Raw genomic sequence first — 16,218 nt, 5'->3', positions numbered from 1 at the left:
GCAAAAAACCGGCGGAGCCGGTTTTTTATTGTCTGAAGAACGCCAAATCGCGGCTACTTCGCCGTTTTATCTTCTACGCGATAGTCCGAAAGCGATGAGAACGTGCGGGTTGCTTCATCCAGCACATCAATAGAACCGGTTTCAATATCATAAACCCAACCGTGTAAGCGCAAACGCCCCTGCGCTGTCGCCAATGCCACCGACGGGTGAGTTTTAATATTCGCCAGCTGCGCAATCACGTTCTCACGTACCAGAGAATTCAGCCGATCTTTGGGTGAAACATGCGGCAACGCGGCATTGACCAGCTTGGCCGAATCCGCATGACGCAACCAGGCTGCGACCGCAGGCAGATGATCCAAACACTGACACTCGGCAATCGCGCTCATGGCACCACAGTTTGAATGCCCGCAAATTACCACATCGGTAACGCCCAGCACTGCCACAGCATATTCTACCGTCGCGGAAACACCGCCCGGCTCAGGCCCGTAAGAAGGCACAATATTTCCGGCATTACGAATGACAAACAGCTCTCCCGGCTCCCGTTGAGTCAGCAGTTCCGGCACCACGCGGCTATCAGAGCAAGTCACAAACAGCGCGCCGGGACTCTGTGTATCGGCCAGCTGTTTAAATAGCTCAGAACGCTGTGGAAACACTTCTCGTTGGAACTTCAGAAAACCGTCAATAATATCTTGCATCATATCTCTCCTCGCCCGTTCAACGCAGGCCCACGCCAGCACGCTGGCAAGTTTTGTCGCTTACCATAATAAATATCCTATCAGCGGCGCGCCTATTACGGTAATAATTCCAGCCAACATCATGACTAGGCTAGCGACTACCCCTTCCTGTTGCCCCATTTCATAAGCTTTGGCCGTTCCTGCACCGTGGGAAGAGGCGCCCAAACCGGCACCTTTTGCTAAACCGCTACGCACCGATAGCCGCAGAAACAGCAAATCGCCTACCGCCATACCGAATACGCCGGTAATCACCACAAACAGTGCGACCAAATCGGGCTGTCCACCCAACTGTTTCGCCGCTTCCAGCGCAAAGGGCGTGGTGATAGAGCGCACCGCCAGACTGCGCTGCACCTCTTCCGAGAGCGTCAGCAGCTTCGCTAGCCATACCGAACTGGCTACCGCAACGGTAATCGCAGTTATCACTCCTGCGCTGAGAGAAAGCCAGTGACGACGAATAATCGACAGATTCTCATACACCGGTACCGCAAAGGCGATAGTGGCTGGACCAAGTAGCCATAACAACCAATGGGTTTCTCCAATATAATCCTGATAGGAAATATGAGTAACCACCAGCAATAACACCAAAATCATGGGTGTCAGCACGAGTGGCATGAGCAGCAAGGAACGGCGACGAAGATAGAGTTTCTTATTGGCAAAATACAGCCCCAGCGTCGCCAAAAAGCACAGGATACTGATAATAAAGTCATTCATGATGAGCTGATTTACGCCGCTGTAGCCAGATTTCAAACCGATAGACTCGATCGACCACTAACCCGGTAGCGGCCAGTGTCAGCATGGTACTCACGGCGATAACGGCAAAAATCTTCAAACCCTCAACCATTAATAGCTGGGAATAATTCACCACGGCTACCACCGCCGGAACAAAGAACAGCAGCATTTCTGCCAATAACCAGCGAGAACCGGCTTTAACCCAGCCCATCGGCATAATGCGTAATACGATCAGCGTCAGTAGCAACAACATACCTACGATATTGGCTGGCAGTGGCAAATGGAAAACCCGAACTAATTGATCGGCAATCACAAAGAGCCCAACGTATAACGCCACTTGAACCGGCACCTGTATGCGTTGGAGGAAAGACGGCGCAAAACTGCGTAACGCCAATGACATGAGTGAACCCCAATGGGAAAGATTTTACAGCATCCAGTATAGGCGCGCGGAAAGCTTGCCAAAAATGAATTAAAATTATCTTAATCATGCCAAATTGGCATACTTAGGGTGATGCTCAAGCTACCAGCCAATTTTTGGGGAATACAGATGGATATCCGTACCTTACGCTACTTTGTCGAGGTCGTACGCCAGCAGAGCTTCACTCGCGCCGCAGAGAAGCTGTTTGTCACTCAGCCAACTATCAGCAAAATGCTGCGCAATCTGGAAGAAGAGCTGGAATGCAGTCTGTTGATTCGCGAAGGTCGCCGCCTGCATTTAACCGATAGCGGTCAGGCCGTTTATCAGCGCGGTGTCGCCATTTTGGATCAGTTTCAGCAGTTAGAAGCCGAGCTGGAAGATATTGGTTCGCTGAAAAAAGGCCGCCTGCGCCTGGGCATACCGCCGATGGTCGGCACCCAAATGGCGGTATTAATCAGCGAATTTCGCCAAAGTTACCCCGGTGTAGAACTCCGTATTGCCGAATTCGGCGGCCTGACCGTCCAGCAGGCAGTGCTTTCCGGCGAGCTGGATTTAGCGCTTACCGCCCTGCCCGCCGATGCCGATTTGCCTCTGACTTCATTACCATTATTCAGCCATCCACTGTGCGTGGTGGTGCCGCGCACGCCCTTTTGGCTGAACCGAACCACCATTAGTATTCCCGAATTGGCAGAACAGTCGATCCTGATTTATAACGAGGATTTCGCGCTTTATCGCCAGTTGATGGACGCATTCTCCGCTAACGGATTTTCACCGAAAATTGCCGTTCGCAGCGGTCAATGGGATTTTCTGGCTGCGATGGTGCAGGCCAATATCGGCATTGCCATTTTGCCGGAGCCTATCTGTCAGCGGTTGGATAAGAGTACGTTACTGTGGCTTCCGCTGGAACCTTTACTCCCTTGGCAACTGGGGCTGATTTGGCGCCAGGGCAGCTATTTGTCCCACAGCGCGCAGGCGTGGATTGCCCGTTGTCGAGAATTCTGGCCCAACGGCTCGTTATTAGGAAAAAAACGGGAGAGTTAATGCGAGGCTGAGTGACGGGAGAAACGAGCGGAGCCTGACGACTCCGCTCATTAAGGGAATTAACCTTCTTTTTCTATCAGCAAGGCTTCCAGCAAATCCAAATCGTGCAGTAGCTTTTGCAGCGTTTCGTTGCTAATTTTCTGCGTCGCGCGCAAATGGTAAAGCTCGCCGCGTTCTGCCCGTAACGCGGTTAAACGGAAGCGACGCTCCAGATTCTCTATCAGCAAGGTATTTTCGATTTCGTCTTTACTGCCAGTGCGCCGCCGCAAAGTCCCGATTACCCGCGAACTGACCTCCTTCAGCAATTGCTCGTCAATATTCTCTTCCGTACTGGCCGCCAGACGTTCTTCCATCTTATTCAGGCTAACAATAGCCACTTCGGCCATTGCGGCCTTGGCGGCGCGAATTTCTTCACGGCTGACGCTTTTATCCCCAACCACGACGCCGCGTAGCAACAGCGGCAAGGCAATTACCCCCATAATCAGCGAGAAGAGAATGACACCGGTTGCGATAAATACCAGTTGGTAACGCGATGGGAACGCGGTGCCATCGCTCAGTAATAACGGAATGGACAACACACCGGCCAGCGTAATCGCCCCACGCACGCCAGCAAATGAGGCGACCCATAACTCACGGGTGGTGTACTCACTAAACAACAGCGGGCGTTTTTTCATGACTCGCTTACTGATGCGTTTCATCAGCCACAGCCAGCTAAAACGCAGCATCAGCAGCGCCACATAGATAATGGCGACGTCGGCAAACAGGTTCCAGGTTTGAATAGTTGGATCCAGCTCGGCCTGTAGAATCGAGGTTTCCAGAATCCCCGGCAGTTGCAGACCCAACATGATAAACACCATGCCGTTGAAGACGAATTCCAGCATCGACCATACGCTATCCGCGCGCAGGCGCATTGCCAAAGGCGCATTACGAATGACGCCGGACTGACTGATGGTCATCCCCGCAGCAACCGCCGCCAGAATCCCCGATACGCCAATATGTTCAGCAATCAAATAAGAGGCAAACGGCAGTAATAGCAGGAAAACGATTTGCGTCGCCGGATCGTCACCGCTCCAGCGGCTCATAATACGCAGCGATTTACTGTACAGCCAGGTTACGGCCACACCGGCCAACAGCCCACCAATCGCCACTTTCAGGAACTCTAGCGTAGCGCCAGAAACGCTGAAGATCATGGTGCCCATCGCCACGGCAATAGCAAACTTCAACGCCACCAGACCAGAGGCATCGTTCATCAAGGCTTCGCCTTCCAGCACGCCCATGATGGATTTTGGAATGCGCCCTTTGCCCACAATACCGGACAACGCCACGGCATCGGTTGGCGAAAGCACGGCAGCCAGCGCGAAGGCGGCAACCAGCGGAATCCCCGGAACCATCCAATAGATCAAATAGCCAACGCCAACGACCGTAACCAGTACCAACGCCAAGGCCAGACCGAAAATCTCCCGACCGTGATGAATAAACTCGCGGGTAGGCGTTTTCCAACCGTCGGCAAACAGCAACGGAGGAATAAACAGCACCAGGAATAGCTCGGGATCGAAATTAACGTGCAACCCAAAGTGGGGCCAGGCGAGCAAAGCACCACAAACGATTTGCATCAGAGGGAGAGGGATTTGAAACGGCAACATCCGGGTGACAACACCTGAGAGTGATACCACCAAAATCAGGATGAGGATTGTAAAAAAGATTTCCATGCTTTCCTTAGACTCAACGCGACTTAAGTTCTGATCTTACCCACACTCTTCAAGGGGCGGGGGGGCCTGATAGGTGATAGTAGATCACTTTTTTCTTCGCGGGGAAAAAACCTGTTACTGACAGCAGCAAAAGCATAAACAGCGGGGAGTTTGACTAAAAATAGCGGTAAGGAGAGGCGATTACCGCTCCTTACCAGCCAGATGAAACAGTTAAATCAGATAGCCCAGCCGCCGGCATAGAATGCCACCAGCGCGATGGCAATAATCACGGTGCCGATATTCAGCTTACGCCATTCGCCAGAGAAAATACGGCCAATCACCAGAGAGCTGAAGCCCAGCATAATGCCGGTAACGATGTTGCAAGTCAGTACGATAAACACCGCACACAGCAGGCCAGACATCGCATCAACAAAGTCGCTGAAATCCAGTTTGGCTACGTTGCTCAACATTAATAAACCGACGTACATCAGAGCCGGTGCCGTAGCGTAGCCAGGAACCAGATAAGACAGCGGAGACAGGAACAGAATCAGCAGGAATAAAATACCGACTACCGTTGCCGTCAAACCTGTTTTGCCACCCGCAGCGGTACCTGCCGCAGATTCGATATACACCGCCGCCGGAGCCGCGCCGACCAAACCGGCAAAAATGCTGCTCACCGAGTCAGACGTTAAAGCTTTACCGCCGTTGATAATCTGCCCGTCTTTATCCAACAGATTAGCCTGCCCCGCCACCGCCCGAATCGTACCGGTGGCGTCAAACACCGCCGTCATCACCAGCGCCAGTACGCTTGGCAACACCACGGGCTGCAAAGCCCCCATAATATCCAGACTGAAAATCAGCGAGTCGCCGTTGGCATCAGCCAGACTTGGCATCGCAAACAGACCTTGGTAAGTCACGCTTGGATCAAAAATCAAGCCAATGATTGAAATGGCGATAATCACCAGCAGAATGCCACCTGGCACCCGCAGTTTCTCCAGACCAAAAATCACCGCCAGACCCAATAACGTCATGATCACCGGGAAAGAGGTGAAAGCGCCCAACGCCACAGGCAAACCTTCCAGCGGGTTTTTAATGACCAGACCGACACCGTTGGCAGCAATCAGCAGTAAAAACAGGCCAATACCAATCCCTGTACCGTGAGCGACGCCCATCGGCAAATTACGCAGAATCCAGGAACGAATGCCCGTTACCGAAATAATGGTGAACAGTACCCCCATCAGGAATACCGCGCCTAAAGCCACGGGAATACTGATGTGTTGACCGAGAACCAGACTGAACGCGGTAAAAGCGGTCAGAGAGATGGCGCAGCCAATGGCCATCGGCAAGTTCGCCCATAAACCCATTAACAGAGAGCCAAGCCCGGCCACCAGACAGGTTGCGACAAATACTGCCGTCGGCGGAAAACCGGCTTTGCCTAACATGGCTGGCACAACTATGACCGAGTAAACCATGGCCAAAAAGGTTGTCAGACCGGCCAGAACTTCTTGGCGCACATTGGTATTGCGTTCGCTCAGTTTAAAAAATGCATCCAACGCGCCTTTCGGCTTTATACCGTCGTTCGCTTGAGGATTGGTGCTAGACATGGTTATGTCCCCTGTGTGTCAACAAATAGCCTGCACGCGGTTCCGACAAAATCGCTTTCATTACTGAGCATCCATCGAGCTATTTCCCCGAAATAGTCACGCTGGAAAGAAAAGCAAACGATTAGCTGGCTGCGCGCATAACCGAAAAAAAGTAAGGTTTATTCAAGGCAAACGATTATCTAGCCATCCATAGTGACTAATCAACACCAGATAGCGACATTTAATGCATTTTATGACATTAAATAGCCATTCTCAGAAATGTGCGGGGGATCTCATCCATAGAACGCCATTTTTATGTCGTTAAAATTGGGCAAAAGCCTGGGTGAGAATAATAACGAAAATGCCGAACGGCACGAGCGGGGAATAATCTGGATCACCGGTTTCCACAAAGTTCGGCCAAAGCCGCCAAGGGGAAACCGGTTTTTTATCACTGGCTGACGAAACGGCTCTAGCGAACCAGTTCGAATTTACCGCCACGCTCTACCGCACGTTGGTATGCTGGCCGGCGGTGAATCCGCGCCAGAAAATCTTGCAGTTTCGGGTAGCGGGATAGCCCTTTTCCTGCATCGATAGCCTCAATGGGGAAACTCATCTGCACATCTGCCGCACTAAAATCTTTGCCAGCAAACCACTTATTGGTACTCAAGTGCTGTTCCAGATAATCCAGATGCGTGGCGATCTGCTTATCCAAATAATTTTTCTGCACTCCTTTGCCGATTGCTCCCGCCACCGGACGCAGTAACCACGGCATCGGCGGGTGTCCCAGACGACCAAAGATCAACTTCATCACTAACGGCGGCATCAGTGAACCTTCGGCATAATGCATCCAGTAACGATATTGTTGGCGGTCGTAATGATCCGTCGGCTTGAATTCACCTTGAGCATCATATGTTTCCTGCAAATACTCAATAATGGCTCCCGACTCCGCCAAAGTCATATCTCCATCGGTAATCACCGGCGCTTTTCCCAGCGGGTGAACCTTTTTCAACTCACGCGGAGCCAGCAGGCTTCCCGCATCACGCTGATAGCGTTTTAGGTCATAGGGTACTTGCAGCTCTTCCAGCATCCATAAGATACGCTGAGAGCGAGAATTATTCAGATGATGAACTATGACCATAAGAAAACTCCAGAGTAGAAAAGCAGAGATCGGAAAAACTGAGTATAGCCGAGGATAATCGCCAACTTTTATTACCTTGCTAATCAGCTGATAAAAGATTGTTCAGCCAGTCGGCCATAAAGGAACGCCACAGGCCAATATTCCGCTTCAATGTTATATCAGAGAGCATCGCTTTGCGGTAAAAGGATTCGCCATGAGAATAAATAGGCGTTGGCGATATTTTACTTAGAGGAAGGAAGATCGATAAACTCTTGCTCAATCAGGTATTTCTTGTCACTTAGCATGGTTAGCGCGCCCTGGAGCGTTGCTGATATCCCAACCAGATCACGCCATTCCACCAGACTGTTTTTCCAGATATATTTCCACCCTTTCTTGCCTTTGATGTAGGTTAACTGGAGTAGCTCAATCTGCACCTTATCTACTGAAGCGGCTGATAAATAAATGCGCCGACCTTTCAGTTCATAAATCAGTTTAGCCCTAAGCCCAGCCGACAAATCCGCATTAAAGCTGGCGCAAAACGATGCCAGTATCCCTTCAAGATCATCTAATTCCTCCATACCGCTAATCATCCGCACTCCCCTTGCTTAACCTGCATGATTGAAAGCCTGTTTGCATCCTATCCTTGATGTTATTGAACTCCCGGTCTTCATCGGTCCTATCAAGATAGGGATCCTGAATACACCCGAGATGATGTTGGCCTGTTGTTATCTCTATAGTGGTTATGTCAGCCAGAGCCGCCTGAGGGTGTTATCATTGCTCAAAACTTATCATGACATCCAGCCCGATAAATGGAGTCCAGCGACCAATGACTGACGATTTTAACCGCACCGCCAAGGTATTATCCGTATTTGACTTTGACGGCACGCTGACACACCACGATAGTTTTATCCCTTTTTTGCAGTTTGCTTTCGGCAAAAGATACTTTGTCCGTCGTCTGGTAAAACTGGTATTACCTACCATTAAGTGTCTTCGACGAGAACTTACGCGGGATGAGCTGAAAGAAGTGCTGATCAAAACCTACCTGACCGAGGTTGAGGATACATGGGTCCGGCAAAAAGCCGAAGAGTTCTGTTCTCTTTACTGGAGCAAATTAATGCGCCCTGCCGGGCTGCTGGCAGTAGCCACGGAAGTGAACTCCGGAGCCGAAGTCACGCTATGTTCCGCTTCACCGGCAATGGTACTGCAACCTTTTGCCGACAAACTCGGCGTTAAACTTATCGGTACTCAGCTTGAGGTAAAAGACGGTTTACTGACCGGGCGCATCAGCGGCCATAACTGTCGCTGCGCGCAGAAGATCAAACGTCTGGAAAGTGTGTATGGAAATCTGGCTGATTATCACCTGAGAGCCTGGGGAGACACCCGAGGCGATTACGAGCTGCTGGCCGCCGCTCAGGAGCCGCACTGGCGGCATTTCCATCCAGTCTGGTCTAAAAAGAAATCTCGACTGGCGAAATTACGCCAGACCAGCTTAAACCCGCCGCATCAGTAATAGCTCATACCTATCAGATAATGCGTAATGCGCCCCGACTCAGGGGCGCCCAAAATTATAGAATGCGCTCAGCAACAGCGGCATCGTGCCAGTCCTTAAACTCCTCTAGGAGCAGGTCATAAAGCCGGTCTTCTTTTAACGTGGCAAAGTTATCGATAGCAAAGAAATGGGTGTTATCCATCCGACGCTCAGTAAAGCTATCCAACTTTTCCAGAATTCCGTAATTTGTCCCCCCCAGCCCAACGAACTTCCAAAAAATCGGGTAATTGGCCGAGCGTCGTATGGCATTCTTGATTTCTCGGGTTTTACTGATCCCACCGTCAGTAATAAAAACCACATACACCGGCAGCTCACTGCTTTTAAAGAAATCGACAATTTCTTCCATTACCGGTGGCTCATTGTTGACGCCGCCCAATCCAGGCAAATTCTCCCACGTCGTACGTTTAGATGTATTTTGAATAGAATCAATATAACCATCGAGATTATCTAGCGTGACATCCGGATATTTACGGTGCCGCTCAGCAAATCCCCAAACATCCATCGAGCCATCGTCGTCAAACTGTACGGCTAATACCGCGATACGATCTAGCACTGCCTGGACATTTCCGCGATTAAATTGCCCCTTCATCGAACCTGATGCATCCAGCACAAAAGCCACTTTTGCTTGCACTGATTGTAGTTTGTATTTATTCAGGCTAACGACGGCATTTTTTGCCAGATTGACCAAACGAGGCGCTTTTTGTTCGAGCTTTTTCTCCAGGCTTACTGTTGGCGTTGAGGTTGAACGAGCTGGCGGTGGTGTCGTTGCGATATCAACGCCAAAATTGATCGCCAGCGGTTCCAGCCCACCGTTGAATCCTTGCCCAAGTGCTCGCAGCTTCCAATGTCCGCTATATCTGTATATCTCCGCCACGATCAGTGCTTTTTCGCTACGCCCGGAGGTTTCTACAGTAAACAAAGCTACATTGTCAGTCTCTGTCTCAGCGGAAAAATGTAGTTGTTGAAGGCTGGCAATGGAGTCCTGCCCATCAATAACCAATGTAATGGCGACCTTGCTGATTTCGGCATCAATCTTGGAAAGATCCAACGTGATTACGCTGTTTTGCGCTGCACTTTGTAAAGTCAGACTCCCATCCGCCGCTACCGGATGATTGAAAAAGAAAAAATCATCATCTCCTCTCACTTTTCCGCTGGCGGTCAATAAAAAGGCTGAGGTATCAACCTCGCTTCGGAAAGAAGGAGTTGTTGGGTAAGAAAGTGTCAGTTTGAGTGAGTTCTGAGTTAACGCGATGTTCTGGCCAGCCTGAAGATGCATATCTAAAGTCCTTGGTTCCATATCAAACTACAGTGGTCATTTTCCTATTATTTACGGGTTTTACTCATAAAAAACCCCGGTAATCACCGGGGTTTTTTATCACTGCGGAAATTAGACGTTTACGCCGTGCTGGGAGGCCAGCGCAGATAAACCGCCAGCAAAACCCTGGCCTACCGCTTTGAATTTCCACTCGGCACCGTGACGGTACAGTTCGCCGAAGACCATCGCCGTTTCGGTAGAAGCGTCTTCAGACAAATCGAAACGAGCAATTTCAGCGCCAGAATCGTTGTTGTAAACACGCATGAAGCTGTTGCTCACCATACCAAAGTTTTGTTTACGACCTTCGGCATCGTAAATAGTGACGGCAAAGACCAGTTTCTTCACGTCAGCCGGAACTTTGGCCAGATCGATTTTAACCTGCTCATCATCGCCGTCGCCTTCACCGGTGCGGTTGTCGCCCTGATGTTCAACGGAAGCACAAGGGCTGAGTTTGTTATTGAAGAAAATGAAGTGAGCGTCAGACAGCACTTTACCGTCTTCACCGACCATAAATACGGATGCATCGAGATCGAATCCCTGACCGTCGGTCACACGAGAATCCCAACCCAGGCCAACCATAGCGATGTTCATGGTGGGTGCTTCTTTAGTCAGGGATACGTTGCCGCCTTTAACGAGAGAAACTGCCATTTTAAAGCTCCTGCTTATAATTGGATTATTGGGCAACGACTTGCTGCCCAAGTATTAAACGGTGGCGATTAGAACGCGTTAATACCGTACTGTGCGCAGACGGAAGCCAGACCGCCAGCGTAACCCTGACCTACTGCACGGAATTTCCACTCTGCGCCGTGACGGTACAGTTCGCCGAACAGCATGGCGGTTTCGGTGGAAGCATCTTCGGTTAGATCGTAACGAGCAACTTGAGTCTGGTTGTCATCATTGACCAAACGGATAAATGCGCCAGAAACCTGACCAAAGTTCTGACGGCGAGTTTGTGCGTCATGAATAGTGACTACGAAGACAATTTTGTCTACGTCAGCTGGAATATGATCCAGCTTGATTTTCAGGGATTCATCATCGCCATCGCCTTCACCGGTACGGTTATCACCGGTGTGAACCACCGAACCATCGGCAGATTTCAGGTTGTTATAGAAAATGAAGTCTGCGTCGCCGCGTACTTTTCCGTTTGCAGCCAGCAGAAATGCTGATGCATCAAGGTCGAAATCCTGACCATCGGTAGAACGTGCATCCCAACCCAGTCCAATCAGGACATTCTTCATGGTTGGAGCCGCTTTGCTCAGGGAGACATTACCGCCTTTAGATAAAGAAACGCTCATGTGAGTAACCTCTTGAGTTGATATTTTTCGAATTCAAATTCAGGAATCGGGGATCAGTTCCCCTTTTCTTCCTCAGGGTCCGGTTTGCCAGGGAACATTACGCTGGCAATGATACCTACCGCCAGCACACCCAGAACCACAAACAGACTCGTGGTGGCTGAAATGTTGTAACCGTGGTGCCAAATGTGATCTGTTGCATTCAAACCCAGTTTCGCGGCGATGAAGAACAGCAACGCAACAACGGCCTTTTCGAGGTGAACCAGATATTGTTTCAATGCTTCCAAAACAAAATACAGCGTACGCAGACCCAAAATAGCGAACATCATGGCGCTGTAAACAATCAGAGGCTCGCGGCTGACGGCAATAATTGCCGGTACGGAATCGAAGGCAAACATCACGTCAGACAGCTCGACTACCGCAACACACAGCATCAGCGGGGTTGCGTACAGTGCGGCTTTGGTTCCACGCCCTACGGTAACGTCCTGATTTTCCGGCTTCGCCAGTTCTTCATCAACTTCTTTCTGATTCAGCAAGAAAGCATGACCTTTCAACTTCGGCCAAATCGGGAAGAAGCGTTTTACCATGCGATAAGCCAGATGCTGCGAATAATCTTCAATTTCATCGCTTTCGCCGCCGCTTCTCAGCATCATCACCGCTGTCCAGGCCACAATCAGCGCAAACACGATTTCAACATAAGGCCCAAGGCTCAATAGCCCGGTACCGATAGCGACGAAAATGCCACGGAAGAAGATTGCCCCGATAATCCCCCAATAGAGAACCCGGTGACGGTAACGGTCCGGCACCGAGAACCAGGAGAAGATCGCCATCATGACGAACAGGTTATCGACCGAGAGGACTTTCTCCAACGCATAACCCGTAACGAACAGGCTGGCAACTTCCGCGCCGTGATGAAGATATAGGAAGCCGGCAAACACCATCGCCACAAAGATCCAGAAAATAGACCATAAAGCGGCGCTTTTCAGCGAAATAGGCTTGTCATGGCGGTGCATGAACAGGTCGATAAAAATGGCTCCCACAGACAAAGCAATAAAGACAATGACTGTTTCAGTTGGGAAGCCGATATGCGTGGATACCATATATAACCCTTACCAAATACTTATATTCAGAGGCCGAATTCAGCAGGCTCAAAGCCCAGTGCGACGGCGATTTCACGAACTGCCTGTTGTTCATTCTGGTCAAAGTCACCGTCACTTTTCGCGACGGCAATCCCGACTCGAATCGCCAACTGAGCGGCTTCAGGCTGATCTTTCAGAGCAAGAATGTGCTTCATGGTTTCCCCTTTGCCAATTTCGAGATCGAAATCGAAGCTGGAAACCAGTTTGTTAAAGAATTCAATAACCTCAGAGGTATCAAACACACTTAACTCATCGGATGCGCGCAGAAAACCAATCATCTTCTGTTTTTCTTCCGCGCTAACGCCGTCGCTGGAAACCGCAATACGTGCACACACGGCCACGGTACCTTGCATGAATTTTTTATTTTTGAAGCGACTAACCTGCTTAGTCAGCTCCGCACGACCCGTATTGAATGCGCCTTTAACTTTGTTGAAAAAACTCATTCTGTATTCCTTATTATTGTCTGAAATTACTTTGAACCCGCTTTCCAACGGAATCCCCAGCCAAGCGCTTTATCCATATCGCTGTGGTCTTTAAAGAACTGGTTGATACGTTCAACTTTGATCGTTCCCTGCTCGTTGACCAACCGGGCAATGGCACACATGTTGCGGCTGTTTTGCCCCTCGGTCATACGCGTTTCTATCGGCGGTTGATCTGGAATATGGATAGTGACGACGCCGTCGGTATTATCCCAGCTCGCGACACCTTCGTAGATAAAGGCGAAAACCAATACCTGACGAATATTCTTCCATTCCCGACCGTTGATATGCAGCCATTCGCCCTCTGATACATCCCCGGTACGATCGTCGCCCTGCAATTGCACGAAAGGTTCCTGATGGTACGAACCAAAGCCGTTCCCCAAAGCCTGAACCACCGACTTATGGCCATCATCCAACTCGACGAAAGCACCTAAATCCAGATCGACACCTTTCTTCGCGCTAAACATGCTGCGCAGGCCGGAGGAAGAGCTGCCGCGATGCCAGTTCAGGTTAATGCGGATTTCGCCAAAGTTGTCACGCTTCGCGAGGCTTATCGCCGGTTTATCTTTGGTGAGGGAAACTTTGCTCAGGTTGATCTTAGCCGGAGCGGGCGTGGGTGCTGGAGCCGGAATCGGCGCAGGTGCAGGTGCAGGTGCAGGAGTATCCGCAATATCGACGCCAAAATGCTCAGCCAATGGCTTAAGACCGCCGTTGAAGCCCTGCGCGATGAAGCGGAATTTCCATTCGCCGTTACGGCGATACAGTTCGCCCAGAATCAAAGCGGCTTCCTGACGGCCAGTCAGTTCTACGTTGCCGCAGATCAGCACGTCGTTTCCATCCTCAACCTGCACCGACAAACGTTGCAGACCAGAAACGGTCTGATTGCCATCGCAGGTCACCGTAAACGCCACTTTCTCAACGTCTGAACGCAATCGCGTGACATCCACGGTAAACAGAGTGTCGTTGCCTTGAGCAACCAAACTAACGGTGTTGTCGTTATTAACAGGCTGACCGTAAAACACCATATCGGCGTCACCCTGCACTTTTCCGTTGGCAAACAGCCGAAATGCAGAGGCATCGACGGGTGCGCCGGATAACACTCTTACCGTCAATGACTTAGAAGGTACGGGGGCATTGCCCCCTGGAGTCATATTCATTAGCGCACCACGGTAGCAACAATATCCGAATGCATATCGTCAATAGTCCGACCGCGGCAGGCGTGACCATGAGCGGTAAAGTCCCATTGCCCGTTGTTACGGCGCAGTGACGCAATAACAATACCGGTATGAGCCCCCTGGTCGGTTAGCTGGTAACGAGCCATTTCTTTATTATTTCCCCGATCCACGACGCGGCAGAATGCGTTATCTACGTCATTAAACGTCTGGCCGCGAAAGCTGTTAACGGTGAACGCGAGGTATTCAACCTGATGTGGTAAGCGGTTCAAATCCACGCGAATCACTTCGTCATCGCCGTCGCCTTCACCAGTCAGATTGTCGCCGGTATGAACAACGGAGCCGCAAGACGACTCTAATTTACGGAACCAGATAGTATCGATGGTATTACCGGATTTATCCATTAATACACAACCCGCATCAAGATCAATGGAATTATTTCCGCCAAAAAGGCTGCCTAATAACCCTTTTTTCTTAATTGGATCCCAGCCTAAACCAAATTGAAGTTGGCTAAGAGAAGAAGATTGTTTACTCAGTGAGACCGTCTGGTTTTTGCTTAATGAAACCATATTTTATATTCCTTCAACAGGATATGAAAAATAACCACATTTTTTACATTAAAGTCGTGAATCCAAAAATCATATCATGATGAAGTTCTTGAACAAGTTAATTTTTAGTCATTATCGTTAACAAATCATTTATTTGAATGATATATAAGATATTTTATTTTTATATCCTTAGCGGAATAAGCTTTTTTGCCATCTAAAATCTTTTCATATCTTTACATTATAAACACAAAAAATATAAGTCATAATATGATTGACATACAAAAATAACGTCCATAGACTCTCGGCTATTTAATTCGCCTGTCGGCCCTGCGTGGAAATAGATATCAATGGCACATAAAATTTGGCTTATGGAAGGTTTGTCCTCCCAACGGGATATTATTCAGGGCATTAATACTTTCGCTAAAAATAAAGATACGGACATTTTCGTTATTGCTTCCCACCGTAATGAACGTAATGAAATTCTGTCGCAGGCGGACTTGGCAGTACTGGAGCCAAAAGAAGAAGAACAGCGCCTTTCTTTTATTCTCTCACTGGTTAAAAGACTTGATATTCAGGCCATCCATACCGGGCGCAATTCCCTATGGTTCGAATCCCATCGCAACGAAATTGAATGTTCCGGCGTAAAACTCACTACCGGAGCCCATAGCGTGGCGCGGCTTGAACTGGCGGATGACAAAGTGAGTTTTGCCCAGTTTATGGAGCAGCAAAACCTGCCGGTCGTGCCTTCTATTCGCGTGGAATCACTGTCCGAATTATTCCATTTCATCACCCACTCTCCCTTTGGTTTAAAACCTTTGTGCGTAAAACCGGTAAAAGGGATTTATGGCATGGGATTCTGGCGCTTCGATGACAAGGTTTCGGCTATGGCGGCGTTTACGCATCCGGAAAACCGCAGGGTGAATCCGCACTTGTATCTTCGCGCCCTCGAAGAATCGGATAGTTTTGAACCGCTGGTGTTGATGCCCTATCTGCCTGGCCCGGAGTACTCCGTTGATATGTTGGTTGAGCGAGGAAAAGTGCTGGCGGCGGTGGCTCGTCGTAAAGAAGGTGCTCTTCAGTCTCTGGAAAACGCAGGGGAAGCTTACGAGCTGGGGAGAGCCTGTGCCGAGGCCATGCAGGCTGACGGACTGGTCAACGTCCAAACCCGCCACAATGACAGCGGCAAACCCGAGTTACTTGAAATCAATATGCGCCCTTCCGGCGGCATCGGCTACACGCGATTCAGCGGCGTCAACCTGCCGGGTTTGTTTGCCCTGCGCCAACTGGGATTAATGAGCCAGCAAGAAGTGATGGACGAAGTCCGTAGCGCATTCACCCCCGCTATAGTTCGATCCATTACCGACGTTGTGCGTTATAGCCCAACCTTGACCAACCTACTCCCGCAGGAATAGTC

At 49.9% G+C, this 16,218-nt stretch carries 17 protein-coding genes; 3 read left to right on the top strand and 14 right to left on the bottom strand.

Features of this window, described 5'->3' with window-relative positions; genetic code table 11:
* Positions 1-53 precede the first annotated feature (53 nt).
* From DBA33_RS04055 to DBA33_RS04045, 3 genes are read right to left on the bottom strand one after another with little or no spacing between them, the layout of a single operon-like run.
* Positions 54-695 (bottom strand): carbonic anhydrase, encoded by a 642-nt coding sequence (locus tag DBA33_RS04055; protein ID WP_064515450.1) that lies wholly within the window; start codon positions 693-695, stop codon positions 54-56.
* Positions 696-755: 60 nt separating this feature from the next.
* Entirely contained in the window at positions 756-1,445 is a 690-nt protein-coding gene (locus tag DBA33_RS04050; protein ID WP_120805642.1) for an LrgB family protein, read from the bottom strand.
* The gene (locus DBA33_RS04045) at positions 1,438-1,863 is read right to left on the bottom strand and encodes a CidA/LrgA family protein (RefSeq protein WP_120805640.1); all 426 of its coding nucleotides are present in this window, start codon (positions 1,861-1,863) and stop codon (positions 1,438-1,440) included. Before DBA33_RS04045 ends, DBA33_RS04050 begins: the two co-directional genes overlap by 8 nt.
* A 147-nt stretch (positions 1,864-2,010) precedes the next feature.
* On the opposite strand from DBA33_RS04045, the gene DBA33_RS04040 reads away from it, so the two are divergent.
* Positions 2,011-2,922, top strand: a complete 912-nt coding sequence (locus DBA33_RS04040; RefSeq protein WP_120805638.1) for a LysR family transcriptional regulator — start codon at positions 2,011-2,013, stop codon at positions 2,920-2,922.
* A gap of 59 nt (positions 2,923-2,981) precedes the next feature.
* Here the strand turns inward: DBA33_RS04040 and DBA33_RS04035 are convergent, their stop codons facing one another.
* From DBA33_RS04035 to DBA33_RS04020, 4 genes are all read right to left on the bottom strand, one after another.
* Positions 2,982-4,631 carry a Na+/H+ antiporter gene (locus DBA33_RS04035; protein WP_064515458.1) on the bottom strand — a complete coding sequence of 550 codons (1,650 nt, stop codon included), beginning with the start codon at positions 4,629-4,631 and terminating at the stop codon, positions 2,982-2,984.
* Positions 4,632-4,846: 215 nt separating this feature from the next.
* The gene (locus DBA33_RS04030; protein WP_064515460.1) at positions 4,847-6,214 is read right to left on the bottom strand and encodes an NCS2 family permease; all 1,368 of its coding nucleotides are present in this window, start codon (positions 6,212-6,214) and stop codon (positions 4,847-4,849) included.
* A 448-nt stretch (positions 6,215-6,662) separates the two neighbouring features.
* Entirely contained in the window at positions 6,663-7,331 is a 669-nt protein-coding gene (locus DBA33_RS04025; protein ID WP_064515462.1) for a glutathione S-transferase, read from the bottom strand.
* Between the two features lie 221 nt (positions 7,332-7,552).
* Positions 7,553-7,900, bottom strand: a complete 348-nt coding sequence (locus tag DBA33_RS04020) for a hypothetical protein (protein ID WP_064515464.1) — start codon at positions 7,898-7,900, stop codon at positions 7,553-7,555.
* Positions 7,901-8,136: 236 nt separating this feature from the next.
* On the opposite strand from DBA33_RS04020, the gene DBA33_RS04015 reads away from it, so the two are divergent.
* Entirely contained in the window at positions 8,137-8,820 is a 684-nt protein-coding gene (locus DBA33_RS04015) for an HAD family hydrolase (protein ID WP_064515466.1), read from the top strand.
* Between the two features lie 55 nt (positions 8,821-8,875).
* On the opposite strand, the gene DBA33_RS04010 is transcribed toward DBA33_RS04015, so the two are convergent.
* From DBA33_RS04010 to DBA33_RS03980, 7 genes are all read right to left on the bottom strand, one after another.
* On the bottom strand, positions 8,876-10,135 hold the full coding sequence (locus tag DBA33_RS04010; RefSeq protein WP_120805636.1) for a VWA domain-containing protein: 1,260 nt from the start codon (positions 10,133-10,135) through the stop codon (positions 8,876-8,878).
* Between the two features lie 111 nt (positions 10,136-10,246).
* Complete coding sequence (locus DBA33_RS04005; RefSeq protein WP_064515470.1) at positions 10,247-10,822, bottom strand: TerD family protein; 576 nt, start codon at positions 10,820-10,822, stop codon at positions 10,247-10,249.
* Positions 10,823-10,890: 68 nt separating this feature from the next.
* The gene (gene terD / locus DBA33_RS04000) at positions 10,891-11,469 is read right to left on the bottom strand and encodes a tellurium resistance membrane protein TerD (protein ID WP_064515472.1); all 579 of its coding nucleotides are present in this window, start codon (positions 11,467-11,469) and stop codon (positions 10,891-10,893) included.
* A 53-nt stretch (positions 11,470-11,522) separates the two neighbouring features.
* Entirely contained in the window at positions 11,523-12,566 is a 1,044-nt protein-coding gene (locus DBA33_RS03995) for a TerC/Alx family metal homeostasis membrane protein (RefSeq protein ID WP_064515473.1), read from the bottom strand.
* A 26-nt stretch (positions 12,567-12,592) separates the two neighbouring features.
* Positions 12,593-13,048, bottom strand: a complete 456-nt coding sequence (locus tag DBA33_RS03990; protein ID WP_064515475.1) for a tellurite resistance TerB family protein — start codon at positions 13,046-13,048, stop codon at positions 12,593-12,595.
* A gap of 26 nt (positions 13,049-13,074) precedes the next feature.
* On the bottom strand, positions 13,075-14,241 hold the full coding sequence (locus DBA33_RS03985) for a TerD family protein (RefSeq protein ID WP_120805634.1): 1,167 nt from the start codon (positions 14,239-14,241) through the stop codon (positions 13,075-13,077).
* Positions 14,241-14,825, bottom strand: a complete 585-nt coding sequence (locus DBA33_RS03980; RefSeq protein ID WP_064515478.1) for a TerD family protein — start codon at positions 14,823-14,825, stop codon at positions 14,241-14,243. Before DBA33_RS03980 ends, DBA33_RS03985 begins: the two co-directional genes overlap by 1 nt.
* Positions 14,826-15,151: 326 nt before the next feature.
* Here DBA33_RS03980 and DBA33_RS03975 point away from each other — a divergent pair, with 326 nt between their 5' ends.
* A complete protein-coding gene (locus tag DBA33_RS03975) occupies positions 15,152-16,216 on the top strand; it encodes an ATP-grasp domain-containing protein (protein WP_120805632.1) in 1,065 nt (354 codons plus the stop codon).
* Positions 16,217-16,218: the final 2 nt, after the last annotated feature.

Source organism: Yersinia sp. IP36721 (genome assembly GCF_003634395.1).
Classification (GTDB): Bacteria; Pseudomonadota; Gammaproteobacteria; order Enterobacterales; family Enterobacteriaceae; genus Yersinia; species Yersinia entomophaga.
Note: the sequence above shows the minus strand (reverse complement) of the source record. Positions and strands in the feature narration are given on the sequence as shown.

Coding starts and splice junctions, on each gene's coding strand:
- DBA33_RS04055 (WP_064515450.1), bottom strand. CDS start 695: ATGCAAGATATTATTGACGGTTTTCTGAAGTTCCAACGAGAAGTGTTT.
- DBA33_RS04050 (WP_120805642.1), bottom strand. CDS start 1,445: ATGAATGACTTTATTATCAGTATCCTGTGCTTTTTGGCGACGCTGGGG.
- DBA33_RS04045 (WP_120805640.1), bottom strand. CDS start 1,863: ATGTCATTGGCGTTACGCAGTTTTGCGCCGTCTTTCCTCCAACGCATA.
- DBA33_RS04040 (WP_120805638.1), top strand. CDS start 2,011: ATGGATATCCGTACCTTACGCTACTTTGTCGAGGTCGTACGCCAGCAG.
- DBA33_RS04035 (WP_064515458.1), bottom strand. CDS start 4,631: ATGGAAATCTTTTTTACAATCCTCATCCTGATTTTGGTGGTATCACTC.
- DBA33_RS04030 (WP_064515460.1), bottom strand. CDS start 6,214: ATGTCTAGCACCAATCCTCAAGCGAACGACGGTATAAAGCCGAAAGGC.
- DBA33_RS04025 (WP_064515462.1), bottom strand. CDS start 7,331: ATGGTCATAGTTCATCATCTGAATAATTCTCGCTCTCAGCGTATCTTA.
- DBA33_RS04020 (WP_064515464.1), bottom strand. CDS start 7,900: ATGATTAGCGGTATGGAGGAATTAGATGATCTTGAAGGGATACTGGCA.
- DBA33_RS04015 (WP_064515466.1), top strand. CDS start 8,137: ATGACTGACGATTTTAACCGCACCGCCAAGGTATTATCCGTATTTGAC.
- DBA33_RS04010 (WP_120805636.1), bottom strand. CDS start 10,135: ATGCATCTTCAGGCTGGCCAGAACATCGCGTTAACTCAGAACTCACTC.
- DBA33_RS04005 (WP_064515470.1), bottom strand. CDS start 10,822: ATGGCAGTTTCTCTCGTTAAAGGCGGCAACGTATCCCTGACTAAAGAA.
- terD (WP_064515472.1), bottom strand. CDS start 11,469: ATGAGCGTTTCTTTATCTAAAGGCGGTAATGTCTCCCTGAGCAAAGCG.
- DBA33_RS03995 (WP_064515473.1), bottom strand. CDS start 12,566: ATGGTATCCACGCATATCGGCTTCCCAACTGAAACAGTCATTGTCTTT.
- DBA33_RS03990 (WP_064515475.1), bottom strand. CDS start 13,048: ATGAGTTTTTTCAACAAAGTTAAAGGCGCATTCAATACGGGTCGTGCG.
- DBA33_RS03985 (WP_120805634.1), bottom strand. CDS start 14,241: ATGAATATGACTCCAGGGGGCAATGCCCCCGTACCTTCTAAGTCATTG.
- DBA33_RS03980 (WP_064515478.1), bottom strand. CDS start 14,825: ATGGTTTCATTAAGCAAAAACCAGACGGTCTCACTGAGTAAACAATCT.
- DBA33_RS03975 (WP_120805632.1), top strand. CDS start 15,152: ATGGCACATAAAATTTGGCTTATGGAAGGTTTGTCCTCCCAACGGGAT.